At 33.0% G+C, this 16,740-nt stretch carries 15 protein-coding genes and 1 CRISPR repeat array; of the genes, 13 read left to right on the plus strand and 2 right to left on the minus strand.

Annotated features, from left to right (window positions below; genetic code table 11):
* Positions 1-388 precede the first annotated feature (388 nt).
* The 13 genes from DW761_RS21725 to prmC all read left to right on the plus strand — a co-directional run bounded on the left by DW761_RS21725 (position 389) and on the right by prmC (position 14,859).
* Entirely contained in the window at positions 389-517 is a 129-nt protein-coding gene (locus DW761_RS21725; RefSeq protein ID WP_255412454.1) for a hypothetical protein, read from the plus strand.
* A gap of 693 nt (positions 518-1,210) precedes the next feature.
* Positions 1,211-2,269, plus strand: a complete 1,059-nt coding sequence (locus tag DW761_RS20020) for an immunity protein Imm33 domain-containing protein (RefSeq protein WP_117519160.1) — start codon at positions 1,211-1,213, stop codon at positions 2,267-2,269.
* A gap of 125 nt (positions 2,270-2,394) precedes the next feature.
* Positions 2,395-2,598: a 50S ribosomal protein L31 gene (rpmE, locus tag DW761_RS20025; protein ID WP_117455594.1), complete on the plus strand. Its 204-nt coding sequence runs from the start codon at positions 2,395-2,397 to the stop codon at positions 2,596-2,598.
* Between the two features lie 921 nt (positions 2,599-3,519).
* On the plus strand, positions 3,520-5,910 hold the full coding sequence (gene cas3 / locus DW761_RS20030; RefSeq protein ID WP_158553862.1) for a CRISPR-associated helicase Cas3': 2,391 nt from the start codon (positions 3,520-3,522) through the stop codon (positions 5,908-5,910).
* Positions 5,911-5,924: 14 nt separating this feature from the next.
* On the plus strand, positions 5,925-6,665 hold the full coding sequence (cas5c, locus tag DW761_RS20035; RefSeq protein WP_117519170.1) for a type I-C CRISPR-associated protein Cas5c: 741 nt from the start codon (positions 5,925-5,927) through the stop codon (positions 6,663-6,665).
* Positions 6,649-8,496: a type I-C CRISPR-associated protein Cas8c/Csd1 gene (gene cas8c, locus DW761_RS20040; RefSeq protein WP_117519162.1), complete on the plus strand. Its 1,848-nt coding sequence runs from the start codon at positions 6,649-6,651 to the stop codon at positions 8,494-8,496. The genes cas5c and cas8c overlap by 17 nt, the downstream gene beginning before the upstream one ends.
* The gene (gene cas7c, locus DW761_RS20045) at positions 8,477-9,340 is read left to right on the plus strand and encodes a type I-C CRISPR-associated protein Cas7/Csd2 (RefSeq protein ID WP_117455587.1); all 864 of its coding nucleotides are present in this window, start codon (positions 8,477-8,479) and stop codon (positions 9,338-9,340) included. Before cas8c ends, cas7c begins: the two co-directional genes overlap by 20 nt.
* Positions 9,327-9,989, plus strand: a complete 663-nt coding sequence (gene cas4, locus DW761_RS20050; RefSeq protein WP_117519163.1) for a CRISPR-associated protein Cas4 — start codon at positions 9,327-9,329, stop codon at positions 9,987-9,989. The genes cas7c and cas4 overlap by 14 nt, the downstream gene beginning before the upstream one ends.
* 32 nt (positions 9,990-10,021) lie before the next feature.
* Positions 10,022-11,026 carry a type I-C CRISPR-associated endonuclease Cas1c gene (gene cas1c / locus DW761_RS20055; RefSeq protein WP_117519164.1) on the plus strand — a complete coding sequence of 335 codons (1,005 nt, stop codon included), beginning with the start codon at positions 10,022-10,024 and terminating at the stop codon, positions 11,024-11,026.
* A gap of 6 nt (positions 11,027-11,032) precedes the next feature.
* Positions 11,033-11,323: a CRISPR-associated endonuclease Cas2 gene (gene cas2 / locus DW761_RS20060; protein ID WP_117455581.1), complete on the plus strand. Its 291-nt coding sequence runs from the start codon at positions 11,033-11,035 to the stop codon at positions 11,321-11,323.
* A 157-nt stretch (positions 11,324-11,480) separates the two neighbouring features.
* Positions 11,481-11,913: direct repeats of the CRISPR family, unit length 32 nt; unit sequence AGTCTAGCTCTATATGAGCTAGTGGATTTAAA.
* Between the two features lie 262 nt (positions 11,914-12,175).
* Entirely contained in the window at positions 12,176-12,766 is a 591-nt protein-coding gene (locus tag DW761_RS20065; protein WP_117519165.1) for a thymidine kinase, read from the plus strand.
* A gap of 163 nt (positions 12,767-12,929) precedes the next feature.
* Positions 12,930-14,009, plus strand: a complete 1,080-nt coding sequence (gene prfA / locus DW761_RS20070) for a peptide chain release factor 1 (protein WP_117519166.1) — start codon at positions 12,930-12,932, stop codon at positions 14,007-14,009.
* A complete protein-coding gene (prmC, locus tag DW761_RS20075; RefSeq protein ID WP_117519167.1) occupies positions 14,002-14,859 on the plus strand; it encodes a peptide chain release factor N(5)-glutamine methyltransferase in 858 nt (285 codons plus the stop codon). Before prfA ends, prmC begins: the two co-directional genes overlap by 8 nt.
* Positions 14,860-14,909: 50 nt before the next feature.
* Here prmC and DW761_RS20080 read toward each other — a convergent pair whose 3' ends face one another.
* Together DW761_RS20080 and galU are read right to left on the minus strand one after the other, a co-directional pair.
* Positions 14,910-15,752, minus strand: a complete 843-nt coding sequence (locus DW761_RS20080; RefSeq protein ID WP_117519168.1) for an IS1096 element passenger TnpR family protein — start codon at positions 15,750-15,752, stop codon at positions 14,910-14,912.
* Between the two features lie 93 nt (positions 15,753-15,845).
* Positions 15,846-16,721 (minus strand): UTP--glucose-1-phosphate uridylyltransferase GalU, encoded by an 876-nt coding sequence (gene galU / locus DW761_RS20085; protein ID WP_117455571.1) that lies wholly within the window; start codon positions 16,719-16,721, stop codon positions 15,846-15,848.
* Positions 16,722-16,740 lie beyond the last annotated feature (19 nt).

Raw genomic sequence — 16,740 nt, forward strand, 5'->3', positions numbered from 1 at the left:
GAAGATAGCACGTTGCCAGGTCTGTTTGCCTCACATTTGTGAGGCTTTTTTTTTTGCAATTTTAAAGGATTAAGAGTTTATCAAAAAGCAGGCAATAGACTCTAACTCCGACTTCAACGGCGAACAAGTAAGTTGGAATACACGCTGTGCACTCTTCGGGCGTGAATGTAGCAATATAAAAATTCTTGTCATTTCTTCTTTTTTTTGTGTTTGTTTCTATCACAATATTTTTGTGCTATCATTAGCTTAATTACAAAAAGAAATTAGATGACTATATGAACAAAAATGATGATGAAAATTATCGTGTTTTTCGCTATATTATAAAGCTACTCATGAGTTCTATGAACCATTCCTGCTTATGACACATCTTGCGAAAAACCTCTACAATATGGGAATGTACTATATTTGTAATGCTTATAGTGGTGCCATCAAATCACCGCAGGATAGGTTTCCTAATGAAGTGAGTTTGATCAATGATCTCAATAGTGTCATTCAAGAAATCTTGAAAGATCGTTAATATACCTTGTTATGGCGAAAAAGAATAAACATCCTGTGGAAAGAGAATAAAACGAGGCTTATATAAAAGTAAAGAAGGAGTCTTGGAGAATACAGATTTCAACGGCGCAAGAGATATCATAAGGAAAGTATATCCATGTAAGCCAAAACTCAAAGAGCGATGGTATAGAGGTACAGTGAACGTACCAGTCATGTGTATTTAATTGTAAGCACGATCAGATACAGATACGAAAAATTCTAGATTGTACAAATAATGGATAAGCCAGAAGTTCTTTGCTCTATAGCTGGGAGTAGTTCATGTTAGCATCTTGCTCAGTTTGTTAATGATCTAACAGCGTCATTAGCTATTGCTTTGAAGAATATCTTTGTGGGATGATACTTTATACTATCAATATAATAAAGGCCTTAAAACCCTTTTAAAGTATGATATATAGAAGCTAGAAAGGTTAATCGTTATAACTAAACAGATATTTTAATTGTATTACATTTTTCTATACGATAAAAGATGTGAACTTTAGTATTATGGAATGGATTTAAATAAGTAAAAAAAAGCAAATGCAAAAATATAACTAATTTTATATTTTTGAAGAAAAGCAATATCTATTATATGTTTAAAGTTCTCCGCAATATTTCAAATAGATTATTTTCGATTATTGAGATATAATAAAGTAAGAAAAAGACGAGGAGATCATTTATGACAATAAAAAATCCAGATTATTTAGAAATTATAGAGAATTTAAAAAGAAAACTAAAAAATAATGAAGTAAAAGATAAACAAGAAGCAACTTTTGAAATTTTACCTCATTTGATTGGTGCTTTACCTTCTGTATTAACAGGGTATGCAGTATTTGAAAATAAAATAAAATCAAGATCAGAAGAGGATTTAAAACAATATTTAGAAAGCCGTTTTGAGATAAAAGATAAGAACAGTGCTATTGAAAAAATACGTCAGTTTGTTTTTGAAAATACACAGTTACAGTTTATGCAATTTCAAGGGTTTTGGGAAGGAAAGCCACCTTTTGACTTAAAAGATCTAGATGACAAATCAAAGGATTATTTTGATAAGTGTAAAAATTTTGCTCAGCAATTTTATGATCTTGTAAAAAATAAAGGATTTTCGGCCTTTGATTTTGGTGAAGGGATAAGAATGGCAAAAGAAAGCTATAGTGTTGGTTACTTAAGTGATGAAGAATATCAATTTATGATAAATGATATTGCAAATCGTGCTTTTCGTTTATATGACGGGTTTGAAGATTTTGCTATTAGTTATTTATGTGGTGGAACTTATTTCTTATTTTATACAAGTGGTGCGCAAATAGAATATGCAGATCAAATGTTTCAGACCTTATTTGGAGGAATTTCTGAATTGTTTTTTAGTGGAGATAAATTGTGGAGTTCTTATATGTGGCCACAGGCGAAGAAATACTTTAAAAATATGATAGATATTCATAAAATGATAGAGGATGAAAGAGGCTGTTTAGTTAGTGATCGTATAAGCATGGATGGCTGTCAAATTGGGTATATGGTTCGTTGTGAACCAAGTGAAGGCAATCCAGATAGTGGATGGCAGTTCTTTAATGGAAATGAAGACCAAGAATATTTAAACGATGTGAATCATGTACAAGTGTTTTCTTTAAATACAATTTGTAATTATGATCCTGAGATCATTCCTTTTCTAGATAGTCCAGTAGGTTCAGCTTATGCTCGCGACAAAGATGGAAAGTTTCATCTTTTGGAAGAAGAGAATAAGTAGAGAAAATCTGGTTATTTTATAGGTTTTTTTGTGATTTTTCTATTGCGTAATTTGCAAAGTATTGCTATAATGATATAGCACTTACTTTGGACTCGCATGAAGTCTAAGGCGGAAGGAGAATAAAAATGAAAAAAGGAATACATCCAGAATACCACCGTATTGTTGTAAAATGTACATCTTGTGGTGCTGAATTCGAAACTGGTTCTACTGCTAAAGAATTACGTGTTGATACTTGCAGTAACTGTCACCCATTCTATACTGGTCGTCAGAGATTTGCTGCTGCACAGGGTAGAATCGAAAAATTCAACAAAAAATACGGACTTAAATAACGAGAGAGAGGCGAATAGCCTCTTTTTCTTTTTTTGAATAATGTAGAAAAATCATTAGTTTTTACATAAATTCTCATAATTTGATTACCGCTTATTATGTTAAATTATTAGAACTTTACATTTCTATACATTTTTAGTCCCCTGTAATATAATGATACATATTTGGAATAATTAATAATTCTATTTGCTTATATATATCACAATAACAACTCGTTTTAAATTAATTATTAGGGTTATAGAATTTTTTTATAAAGAAATGATGGATTTCCAGATATCTAAACATCCATTATTTAATTTTTTGAATGCAAACATGAGTTTCAATTATTAAACTTGGCCAAAATGACATCTTGCTAATGAGCAATTATGTGCCAGCAAAGTTATGATGCAATATCTGTTAGATATCTTTCGAGTTTTACCGCATGTTATTTCCTTAGCTTATGAGTACATTTGTTATAGTATTTACTACTATAACTTCAAATGTTTATTTACTTTTGCACCAAATTTGACATTTAAGCTTTTTTTGTATAAACTGATTGATGCGCAGTTGACTAAATTTTGTGTCTTATAATATATGCTTACTTGTTATAAATGTAACAATAAAATTAGTTATAATTAATTGGTTTTTATCATTGCAGAGATAAATCAATATCCTTTATAGAAGTAGAAATAAAAAAAGCTATGACCTTAAAATATAAATTTATAAAAGGGGTCACGGCGTTTCTATGTATAACATATTATTTAAATCCACAGAAAAATTATTCTGACGTTTATATTGTACATAAATTCAAGAATAATTGCAATATAGGTTGTTCTTATTTCAACATAATGCATGTTTCAATATTTTATATATAGATTGACTTTGCTATGTTACTATGGTAAGATATGAAATAAGGTATGGAAACGCTTACAGGAGGTTGCTTTATGAAATATGAAAAAATATTATCACATTTTGTTATAAATAGTGAAGGGGAACGTGCTCAACCATTATACGAACACAATACTCATACAAAACAATTAGCAAAAAAATTTGGACAAAAATTAAACTGTGAAAATATCTGCTCGATTGCTGGCGAATTACATGATATTGGAAAAAGTCAAAAAGCTTTCCAAATTTATATTAGAAAAGCTGCAGCTGGAGAGTTTGTGCAAAAAGGAAGTATAAACCACTCATCTGCAGGTGCTAAATATATAATGGATACATTTGCGAAATCAGATAATCCATTTGTGATATTAACTGCTGAAATAATTGCAGAAGCTATTATAAGTCATCACGGATTAAAAGACTTTATTTCTCCAGATGGAGATTTAAAATTTCAGAAAAGTTGTTATAGTGAAAAGTATGACGAAAAGGAAATATCAGAATATATTCAAGAGATGCTAGATGAAATCAAAATAAAAGATGATATTGAAAAAGCAGTGGAAGAATTGCAGGTATTGTACGAAGCTATTTATGAAAGAATACCAGATGGTGAATACAAGGATGACGAGATTGGATTTGATATCAGTGCCATCATTCGGTATGTTTTATCATGTGTAATAGCAGCAGATAGGGAAGATACGCGAATGTTCATGTTAAATGAAACACCTTTAAAAGAAATAGATGTTAATCTTTTATGGAAAAACGCAATAAATAAGTTAGAGCAATTGATTTCTACTTTTTCCCAAGAAGGTGAATTAAATAAACTGCGTATGGAAATCTCTCGCCAATGTTATATAGCTGCAAGCAGACAACCTGGTATTTACCGATTATCTTGTCCTACAGGATCTGGTAAAACATTATCTTCCTTACGTTTTGCTTTACATCATGCACATAAATATCAAAAGAAACATATTTTCTATATTGCACCATATAAAAGTATTCTTACACAGAATAGTGATGTGATGAAACAATTCTTTTTTAAAGATGATGTTCTGATTCATCATTCTGATTTCATACCTGAAGACCAAGAGAAGTATTTGTATTTAAATAGTAACTGGTCAAGCCCATTTATCATGACAACAGCTGTTCAATTTTACCAAACTTTATTTTCAAATAATACTACAAGCATCAGGCGATTTCATCAACTTAGTGATTCAGTAATCATTATAGATGAGGCACAGACTATTCCAACACACATGATATCTATGTTTAATTATATGATTAATTTCCTATCAGAAGTTTGCCATAGTACTATAGTCTTATGTACTGCAACACAACCAGTTTTTGAAAAAACTAAAAGGCAGATGCGCATTTATGCAGATAATGGAATTATCCAAGATGAGTTACAACAGAGCGATGTGTTTAAACGAGTGCACTATGTAAATAAGTGCACTCCAAAAGGATTCGATTATGACGAATATGCAGACTTTATTATGGATTGTTGGAAGAAACATAATTCAGTGTTAACGATTGTCAATACAAAGAAAGATGCAATGGAACTGTATAAAAAATGTCTGGCATTAAATGAAGAAATGAATATGAATGTTAGCATATATCATTTATCTACAAATATGTGTCCAGTGCATCGAAATAAAGTATTACAAGAGATTAAAGATAAATTAATAGCGAATGAACCTTTAATATGCATTTCAACAAATTTGATAGAAGCAGGTATTGATCTTAGTTTTTCTTCTGTTATAAGAAGCATTACAGGACTGGATAGTATCATACAAGCAGCAGGAAGGTGTAATCGAAATGGCGATGAGCAATATGGATATGTATATCTTGTAAAGCCTGATAAAGAAAATATAAATAGCCTTATCGAAGTAAAAGAAGGAAAAATGGTTACACATTCCTTATTAGATTATATAGAATCAAATGACGCCTATATTGATAGTATTATGGATACCAATATTATCAATCGATATTATGAAAAACTATATTTTAATTCATCGATCAATATGGATTATATGATAAATAAACCGTTTAAAGAAACGCAAATTAATTTATGGTCAGGGCTTCATAAAGGACTTGAAGAAGCTGTATCTAATGGTAACGAAAACTTGCCTCATATTACGAGTGCACTTAGATCAGCAGGCGAACAATTTAAAGTAATGGAACAAACAATTGGCATACTGGTTCCATATGAAGAAAAAGGAAGAGAATTGATAGCATTCTTTAATGGAAATCATCCAGATAAGGAGAAATATGAGCGTTTAAAAGAAGCACAAGGTTATACAGTGCAAGTTTATGAACAAAAATATCGGCAATTAATGGAAGCAGGATTAGTAGATTGCTTACCATTTGGTGAAATACTGACATTAAAGGAGGGATATTATGATTTACAGGTTGGACTCATGATAGATAAAGAACTTGAAGATATGTTTCTATGAAAGAAGGTGAGATTATGCAGAAAAAAAATCAAATCGAGTTTAAAGTATCAGGGAAATATGCGTTATTTACAGATCCCTTTGCGGTTTCAGGTGGAGAAAAAACCAGTTATATGATACCAACCTATGAAGCTCTAAAAGGTATTTGTAAGAGTATTTATTTTAAACCTACATTTACTTGGGTGATTGATGATGTAAGAGTCGTGAATACATTTCAAACATTTACAAAAGGTATTCGACCTATCGTGATGAATGGCGGAAACACACTAGCTTGTTATACGTATTTATATGATGTAGAATACGAAGTTAGAGCGCATTTCGAGTGGAACTTGCACCACGATGAGTTAAAGGATGATCGGAATGAAAATAAACATTATTTCATTGCAAAACGTTTGCTGAAAAAAGGTGGACGTAGAGATGTCTTTCTTGGAACACGAGAATGTCAGGCAGATGTGGAACCATGCGTTTTTGGAGAAAAAAAAGGCGCATTTGATGATGTAGAAGAAAAAAGATTTGGCAATATGTTTCATGGCTTTATTTATCCAGATGAATATGTTAGAGATGATGAAAAAGGCAAGCTTGTTGCTACATTATGGACGCCTGTTATGAATCATGGTGTTATTCATTTTATTCGACCTGAAGAATGCCCATGGCATAGGGTTGTTGGTAGTGGAGATATCAAACGTTTCAATGCTGACAATTTTACTACTGTGAATGAATTAGAGAAAGAAGGTGGTATACTTGAGTTGGACAAATAAACTATTGGAAACATACGAAATGTGTGCTTCACAAATTGGGATTCGTAAAGAAGGTACAATATTATTGCCAACAGGACATATTGAACAAAGAGCACAGATTGAAGTTGTACTTGATGAACAAGGAAACTTTAAATATGCAAATGAACTTTCAATTGATGAAGCTATAACAATCATACCAGTCACTGAAGACTCAGCGAGCAGGGCAAATGGTATCTCGCCACATCCATTACATGATAAACTGGTATATACAGCTGGTGATTATGTAACATATGTGGAAGAGAATAAAAAAGAATATCATGAATCCTATATGGAAAATCTAAAGAGATGGGTGGCTTCACCATACACCCATCCCACCATCCAGGTGATTTACAAGTATTTAAAGAAGGGAACATTGATTCATGATTTGATTGATTATGGAATATTAACATTAGATGGTGATCATTTAGATAAAAAGAAAAAATTTCAAAAAGTAACAGAGCAATCAGGTGCACTTGTACGCTTTTGTATAGAAGAATGGGATAAAGACATACAACATCCATGGGAAGATCTATCCTTATTCGATAGTTTTGTTAAATATTATGAAAGTACCTGTCAAACAAAAGATCTTTGCTATGTTAGTGGAAAAGAAATCTACTGTACAGATAAACATCCCAATAAAATACGATATGGCAGTGATAAAGCAAAATTAATTTCATCAAATGATTCGACTTACTTTACCTTTCGAGGAAGAATAGCAAGCAAGAATGAAGTGAACAGTATGGGATATGAAACAAGTCAAAAAATTCATAATGCGTTACGTTGGCTGATACAAAAACAAGGTTATCAAGAACATGGTTTAACTGTATTGGTATGGAATGCAAAAAATATCCCTATGTTTCATATAATGAAAAAGATTGAAAAGGTAACTACAGAAGAAACGTATGCTTTGAAAGTAAATGATGCTATTAAAGGACGTGGCAAAGAAATAGATCCTCGTGAAGATGTTATGATTATGTTACTAGAATCCGCAACAGATGGCCGTTTAGCAATTACAGGATATCAAGAATTGAGTGCATCGCGATACTACAGTAATATTAATAATTGGTATTCACAATGTAATTGGAGAGATTATACGCCTTATCCAAATACGATCATACGTATGGCTTATGGTACATATCAAGGCAAGGAACTAGTTGTAAAAGATAAAATATATAAAACACATTTAAAACGATTACTTCCGTGTATTCTCATGGGGAAAGTATTACCTAAAGAATTTGTATTGAAAGTGTATGATCAAGTATTGAAGATGTCAAAAGTAGATGAAAAAGTATGGCTGAAGTCTATTGATGTTTTGTGTGCATTGGCACGTAGGGAAAGCTTCGATAGACAAAGACAAAATATAGGAAATGGAGGAGTTTGGGCAGTGAGTTTAGAAGAAAACAGACAAAATCATAATGATACAATTGATTTTGTATTAGGAGAATTGGTGGCAATCTATCATGAAATAGAGGCATATTCATTACAGATTTCAAAGGAAAATAGAACAACAAATGCGATGAAATTATTTACGAAGATGAAAAAGTATCCATGGCGCACGCTGGATCGTATTGATACTTTATCCATACCATATGTAAATAAATTAAAAACTAAGGCAAATACCTTGCTAAAACTGCAAGAGGAAGTTACTAAGCAATTACATGAGATGTCTAGTAAACAAGAATTAAGAAATCTGAAAAATCTAGATTTTGATTTTGTAATAGGCTTCAAATGTATGAAAGAATATATCGAAAAAGATTTAAAAATTGAAAATCAAATAAAGGAGGAACAAAATAATGACAACATTAACAAATAAAATTGATTTCGTAGTTTTGATGACAGTAAATAAGGCAAATCCTAATGGGGATCCTAATGCAGAGAATACACCTAGAGAAGATTTCGATGGTTATGGAGAGATTTCTGATGTTTGTATTAAAAGAAAAATCAGAAATCGCCTGCAGGATATGGGCGAAGAAATTTTCGTGCAATCTGATGATCGCTGCACAGACGGATTTAAGAGTTTAAGTGATCGTTTTAAAGGCTATGAAGAGTTACAAAAAGCAGTAAAAGCAAAAAATGATGATGAAGTATATCGCCTTGCTTGTGAAAAATGGATTGATGTTCGTAGTTTTGGTCAAGTTATGGCGTTTAAGTCAGCTGGCAATGATTCCAGTGTTTCTAGAGGAATCAGAGGACCAGTTACAGTACGCGAAGCATTCAGTGTATCTCCTATAGAAACTACCTCTATTCAAATTACAAAAAGCGTAAATAGTGAGACAAAAGATAAAAAGTCTTCTGATACAATGGGAATGAAACATCGTGTAGAATTTGGATTGTATGTTGTAAAAGGCAGTATCAATTGCCAGCTTGCTGAGAAAACAGGATTTAGTGAAGAAGATGCTGAAAAAATCAAACAGGCACTGATCTCTTTATTTGAAAATGATGCCTCAAGTGCTAGACCAGAGGGATCTATGGAAGTAAGAAAAGTTTATTGGTGGAAACATAATTGTAAATCTGGACAATATTCCAGTGCGAAAGTACATCGCTTAGTTGATATCCAGTTAAAAGAAGGTGTGCAGTATCCAAAAAGCTATGAGGATTATGTTATCACTGTAAATCAATTAGATGGTCTACAAATGGAAGAATATGAAGGACTATAACGAAGATGAATTCTTAATGTTATCCGGAATACAGCATTTTGCATTTTGCCGCAGACAATGGGCACTTATCCATATCGAACAGGTTTGGGCAGATAATTATCGAACGGTTGATGGCAATATTTTTCATGAACGTACGCATGATGAAGGTTATTTTGAATCACAAAATGGTGTATTGATCACAAGAGGTTTACGTATTTTTTCAAGAGAATTAGGCTTTAGTGGCAATTGTGATGTTGTAGAATTTCATGAAGATAAAAATGGAATCACTTTAAAAGGAAGGGCGGGAACTTATCTGCCCTTCCCAATTGAATATAAAAGAGGAAAGCCAAAAGAAGATGAAATTGATATTCTGCAATTATGTGCACAAGCGATATGTCTTGAAGAAATGCTTTCTTGTGATGTAATGAAAGGTGCTCTGTATTATGGAGAAACTAGACATAGGGTTTCAATAGACCTAACAAATGAATTAAAGGATAAGGTTAAGAAAATGGCAGTAGAAATGCATCAATTATATGAAAAAGGACATACACCAAAAGTAAAAATAAGTAAAAAGTGCAAATCATGTTCATTACAGGATATTTGTTTACCAAAATTGAATCAACAATTATCTGTGGAAAAATACTTTGATAAGTTTATGTCTGGGGAGTAGATGAATGAAAAAAATTATTAAATACATTATATGTGACATCTTTTGATGCATATCTAAGTTTAGATGGCGAGAATATCGTTATCACCAGAAAAGATTGCGAAGATGTGAGAGTTCCTTTACATAATCTAGAAGGCATCGTTGGATTTGGATATACTGGGGCTAGTCCAGCATTAATGGGAAAGTGTGCTGATCGTGGTATTTCTCTAACTTTTATGACAACAAACGGTAGGTTTTTAGCCAGGGTTATAGGAGAAAATCGTGGAAATGTTCTGCTGAGAAAACAACAGTATCGTATATCAGATAATGAAGAGTGCAGTATTGTTTATGCAAGGAATATGATTACAGGTAAATTGTTAAATTCAAGAAGTGTTTTGGAAAGAGCTTGTAGAGATTATGCTTTAAGGATTGATACTGATGGAATTCATCAGGTTGCAGAAGATTTGAAGAAAAGTGCCATTATTGCTAAAGAAACAACCAATTTGGATACATTAAGAGGTGTCGAGGGTAAAGCGGCTGTACAATATTTTTCAGTGTTTGATGAAATGATTTTACAACAGAAAGAAAGTTTTTATTTTAAAGGGAGGAATAAGCGTCCACCATTAGATAATGTAAATGCGTTATTATCTTTTATATATACGCTATTAGCAAAAGACGTTATCTCTGCTTTAGAATCTGTTGGGTTAGATCCTTATGTGGGATTTATGCATTGTGATGTACCTGGAAGAGCTTCTCTAGCACTGGATATGATGGAAGAATTGCGCCCGATTCTAGCTGATCGATTTGTTTTATCATTGATTAACAGAAAAGTTGTGAATGCAGATGGTTTTCGTAAAATGGAAAGTGGTGCTGTGATTATGGATGATGATACAAGAAAAAGTGTTCTTTCTTCATGGCAAAAAAAGAAACAAGAAACAATTCAACATCCTTTCTTAGATGAGAAAGTGGAATGGGGATTGATTCCTTATGTTCAGGCATTGCTTTTAGCAAGGACGATACGCGGTGATTTGGATGAGTATCCACCCTTTTTAGCGAGGTAATTTTATATGCTGGTATTGATAACATACGATGTTAATACAGAAACGAAAGCTGGGAAAACCAGATTAAGAAAAGTAGCAAAAGAATGTATGAATTATGGGCATAGAGTGCAAAATTCTGTTTTTGAATGTTATATGGATAATGCAAAAGCACTTGAAGTTAAACATATTCTGGAAAAGATTATTGATAAGGATCATGATAGTTTAAGATTTTATTATTTAGGTAATCGATATGAAAATAAGGTTGAACATATTGGTGTAAAACCTAGTTTTAAATTAGATGATGTATTGATCTTATAGTAACGCGAATATGAAGCTCCCATGAAATCGCTGGGAGGTTCGCGCAAAAATGTGTTATATTTTGAATGATATGTAACATATTGAAAATAACAATGTTAATTTAAAAAAATATTGTTTGAAAATTCGTTACATTAGTTTGAATTCGATACATTTTTGCTGTCTAGCTCTATATGAGCTAGTGGATTTAAACAATGATTCATTGTCTAAGTCGTTTACGTCTTGTGGTCTAGCTCTATATGAGCTAGTGGATTTAAACATTTCCTGTACTTGCTTGATAAGGATAGAAATTAGTCTAGCTCTATATGAGCTAGTGGATTTAAACTTTGTATCACGCTCAATATTAAATCTAAGGAATGAGTCTAGCTCTATATGAGCTAGTGGATTTAAATCATACTGTGCACGTAACTACACCGGTAGAGCGCTCAGTCTAGCTCTATATGAACTAGTGGATTTAAATCGAGTGTACGATCAACGTTGCTGAAGGGGCTGTAGTCTAGCTCTATATGAGCTAGTGGATTTAAATTAAGTTGATTGATCATAGATTCCCGTTCATCCTTAGGTCTAGCTCTATATGAGCTAGTGGATTTAAATTTTTAACGGCACGACACAGAATTTACAGTTTCTTATGTCTAGCTCTATATGAGCAAATATTTAGACATCTAACAACGCCCACTTATTTTGGCGATATGCCCGCCTTTTTTCAGAACACCAATTTAAACACTGTACAAACCAATGAATTTATATCACATTTTTATAAACAATTTTACAAACGACCGATAATACAAAATACTATGTCTAATGGCTCTATAATTGTGTATAATATATTCGTTTGATTATGAGGTGAAAATAAATATGTACAAACAATATAGAGAAGGCTGGCTAGAAGTAATATCTGGATGCATGTTCGCAGGAAAAACTGAAGAATTGATTCGTCGTATTAAAGTATTAGAGTATGCAAAAAAGAAAATAGCTGTCTTTAAACCAAAAATAGATAATCGATACAGTGAAGAAAATATTGTATCGCATGCAGGAAGTAGTGTGAAAAGCTTTTCAATTGAAAATACACATGAAATATTCAATTATATTGATGATTCATATGACGTTATCGCGATAGATGAAGTACAATTTTTTGATGAAGAGATTGTTGAAATTTGTGACTACTTTGCTGACAGTGGAAAACGTGTAATGGTTGCAGGATTAGATATGGATTTTCGTGGTGTCCCTTTTGGCGTAATGCCGCAATTATTTACACATGCAGAATTTGTCACCAAACTAACCGCAGTATGTACAAAATGTGGAGCCCCAGCCACAAGGAGTCAAAGACTGATCAACGGAAAACCAGCCCAGTATGATGATCCAATCATATTAGTAGGGGCAAGTGAACAATATGAAGCAAGATGCCGCCATTGTCATGAAGTACCTGGTAAAAAGAAAATTATATAAATGCGCAATCTAAAAAACTTTTCTTTTACATTATAAAATACTTGAAAATCACAAGAATTATCCTTTTCAATTGAGCGGTTCAATGGTATAGTATATAAGGATATTTATGCGCAATCAGTATAAATAAAGGTATATCAAGTATAAAAAAACAGGAGGAAAAGCTATGAGTGTCATGATTGAAAGACTAGAAGGTATGGTAAATCGTTACCATGAAATAACTGAAATGATGATGTCACCAGAGATTGTCACAGATTCAAAAATGTTGGCAAAGCTGGGTAGAGAACAGGCAGATTTGACACAGGTTGTTGAAACCTATACAGAATATAAAAACAGTGTGCAGGCATTAGAAGATGCAAAGGCGTTGTTATTGGAAGATGACAAAGAAATCAAAGAAATGGCAAAAATGGAAATCGAAGAATTAGAGCCACAAATAGAAGATGCATTAAAAAAACTGGAGATCTTATTAATCCCTAAAGATCCTAATGATTCACATAATGCAATTGTGGAAATCCGTGGTGCTGCCGGAGGAGATGAAGGAAACATTTTCGCTGGTGATTTATATCGAATGTATAGCAAATATGCAGAAAGCCAGGGATGGAAAATAGAAATCATCGAAATGGATGAATGTGAAGCAGGTGGTTTCTCATTAGTTTCCTTTGAAGTAAAAGGCGATGGAGTTTATGGAAAGCTGAAATTTGAATCAGGCAGTCATCGTGTACAACGTGTACCAAAGACAGAAAGCCAGGGACGTATTCATACATCAACAGCAACTGTTTTAGTTACTCCAGAAATTGAGGCAGAAGATTTTGATATCGATATGAATGATTTGGAAATCGAAACAATGCGTTCATCAGGAGCTGGTGGTCAGCATATTAATAAAACCGATTCTGCTGTGCGTATTGTCCACAAACCTACAGGAATTACAGTAAAATGTCAGGATGGCCGTTCTCAACATGAAAACCGTGCAACAGCATTGATGACGATTCGTTCCCGTGTATACGAAGAACACCAGCGTAAACTGGAAGAAGAACAAGGAATGGAAAGAAGAAGTAAAATAGGTACTGGAGATCGTGCAGAAAAAATCCGTACTTATAACTATCCACAAAATCGTGTAACAGATCATCGAATTGGATATACTGTAAATCAGCTTGACCGTATTATGGAAGGTAGAATGCAGGATTTATTAGAAGCATTATTAACAGCTGATCAACAGGCAAAACTGGCAGGACAAAATAATGGCTAGTTATCGTGAAGTACTTCATAAAGCAAAACAGGAAATGGAAGCCGCAGGTCGTGGTGAACAGGCAGCATTATTTTATATGCTGGAGTTAACCAATAAAGAGGCACATAACCTGTATATGGAATTTGAAGAAGAAATGCCTTTGGATATCCAAAGCGCATATGAAGCAGGAATTAAACGCTTAGTAGCAGGAGAACCACTTGGGCATGTTTTAGGATTTGAATGGTTCTATGGATATCGTTTCAAAGTCAATGAAGATGTATTGATACCAAGACCAGAAACAGAAGAACTTGTTGCTAATGTGCTTGCAGCTTATGATGAATATTTCTCTAATGTGGAAAATGTCATGGCTGTGGATATAGGAACTGGTAGTGGAGCAATTGCGATTTCTTTGAAAAAAGAAGAACCAAATTTGCATATGATGGCAACGGATATCAGTGAGAAAGCCGTTTTGGTTGCAAAAGATAATGCACAGGAAAATGAAGCAATTGTCAGCTTCTTAGTCGGCGATATGCTACAGCCTTTGATAGAACGTGATATCAAAGTGGATATCTTAATTAGTAATCCACCATATATCCCTAAGGAAGAAGTCATGGAAGACAGTGTCGTGAATTATGAACCACATGTTGCTTTATTTGGTGGTGAAGATGGTTTAAAGTTTTATCGTGTCATATTTGAAAACGCCCCTCAAGTATTAAAAGATAAAGCAATGATGGCTTTTGAAATGGGTTATAATCAGAAAGAGGCATTAAGTGCATTAGCAAAATCATATTTTCCTGAAGCAAAAATTGAAGTAATGAAAGATATGAATGGTAAAAATCGAATGCTGTTTGTATATTTGAATTTAGAATAAAGAAAACCACAGAATTGCGTATTGAAATGAGGTTCTGTGGTTTTTTCGTATTATTTAAGATGTTCAAAAAGATCTTTATACAAAGGAAAGCGGCCTTGTGTGAGATATTGATTCTTTTTCAAATCAAAAGGTTGAGTAATGAATGGATACATATAGGAGAACTTTACTTTTTTATCCCTTAGATCAATCTCCATATCATTTCCATTAAGATAGGCGACAAGTTCGCTTTTTTGATTTTCCACCAAGCCATTTCCAATGCCTTCTAAAATAACGGGAGTTGTTCTTAAGATACGTTTATCCATAATTTCCATATCTAAATATTTTATGCAAATATTATAACAACAGCCAAGATCATATGTCATTTCTAATGATGGATCTAAATCAAAGTTTAAGTCTTTCAAACGCACATGATTAGCAGGTATTGCAGGAAAGTCTGGTTGATATTCGTGAAAGTATGTTTCTCCTTGATAGGTAAATGCAAAGGTATGTTCTGCCTCTAAGTGAAATGTCGCAAGAATTGTGTAAGCTAATTCATTTAATGTTTTTTCAGCAGGCAATTTAAATTTACGATACATTTTATCTTTGTACCCGTTTAGCCAAGCTTCAAATATAAAATAGGTCTTTTTTCCATCTATACCAGAAAAATTATTCTTACAAGGTGGCATTTCCATTAGCTTATAATAGAATAGATCATCAATAGAGGAATCAGTATGCGTTAATGCATAATAAGTAAGTTCTGCCAAAGTAGTCTTGATACAATCCAAAATTTGCTCATTTGAATGATATCCTTTAGCTTTTAATATGGAAACAGTTTTTCTGGTTTCTGGTGCATCTTCTTGTAGTACCTGATGTGATAACTGGGTCAGTGCTGTTTCAATCGTTTCTTTAATCATTTTATTCACAACCTTTCTATGTATTATTGTAACATGTTTATTTCTTAGGTAAAGAAAAAGGTATTTACCATCTTGATAAATACTCTTCTCATATTAGATATTTAAATCTTTAATAATTTGAATCATAGAATCTCTAAGATCATCTCGATCTAATGCAAAATCAATTTGTGCTTTTAAGAAACCTACTTTATCTCCAACGTCGTAACGATTTCCTTCAAAATCATAGGCGAATACGTTTTCTTCTTTGGTTAAGCGATCAATCGCATCAGTGATTTGAATTTCATTGCCTTTTCCAGGAGCCTGCGTTTCTAACAATTCAAAGATTTTAGGGGTTAATACATAGCGGCCAAGGATTGCAAAGTTACTTGGAGCATCTTCTAATTTAGGCTTTTCCACAAAGCCTTTTACAGAAGCACAACGTTCTGTCAGATTTTCTTTTGGATCAATAATGCCATATTTATGTACTTGTGAATCAGCAACCTTTTGAACACCAACAACGCTTCCACCGAATTCTTCATAAGCTTCTACCAGCTGTTGGGTTGCAGTTTTACCGTTTTTATTTACAACAATATCATCCCCTAACAGAATTGCAAATGGTTCATCTCCTACAAAGCTTTTTGCACATAATACTGCATGTCCAAGTCCTCTTGGATTTTTTTGACGTACACTGAATACATTTGCTAATGATGCAATATCTTTTACCATTTCCAAGCGTTCCATGTCGCCACTGGCTTCTAGTTTTTTTTCTAGTTCAAAACTATTATCAAAATGGTTTTCAATACATGCCTTGTAACAGTTGGTAATTATTAGAATTTCTTCAATACCACTTGCCACAGCCTCTTCAACAATGTATTGTATAGTAGGTTTGTCCACAATAGGAAGCATTTCTTTTGGGACTGCCTTTGTCGCAGGAAGGAACCTTGTGCCGAAACCGGCAGCAGGTATAATTGCCTTTCTGATTTTTTTCATAATACTTTCATCCTCCTAA

The sequence above is a fragment of the Absiella sp. AM29-15 genome, from assembly GCF_003434225.1.
Taxonomy (GTDB): domain Bacteria; phylum Bacillota_I; class Bacilli_A; order Erysipelotrichales; family Erysipelotrichaceae; genus Hoskinsella; species Hoskinsella hominis.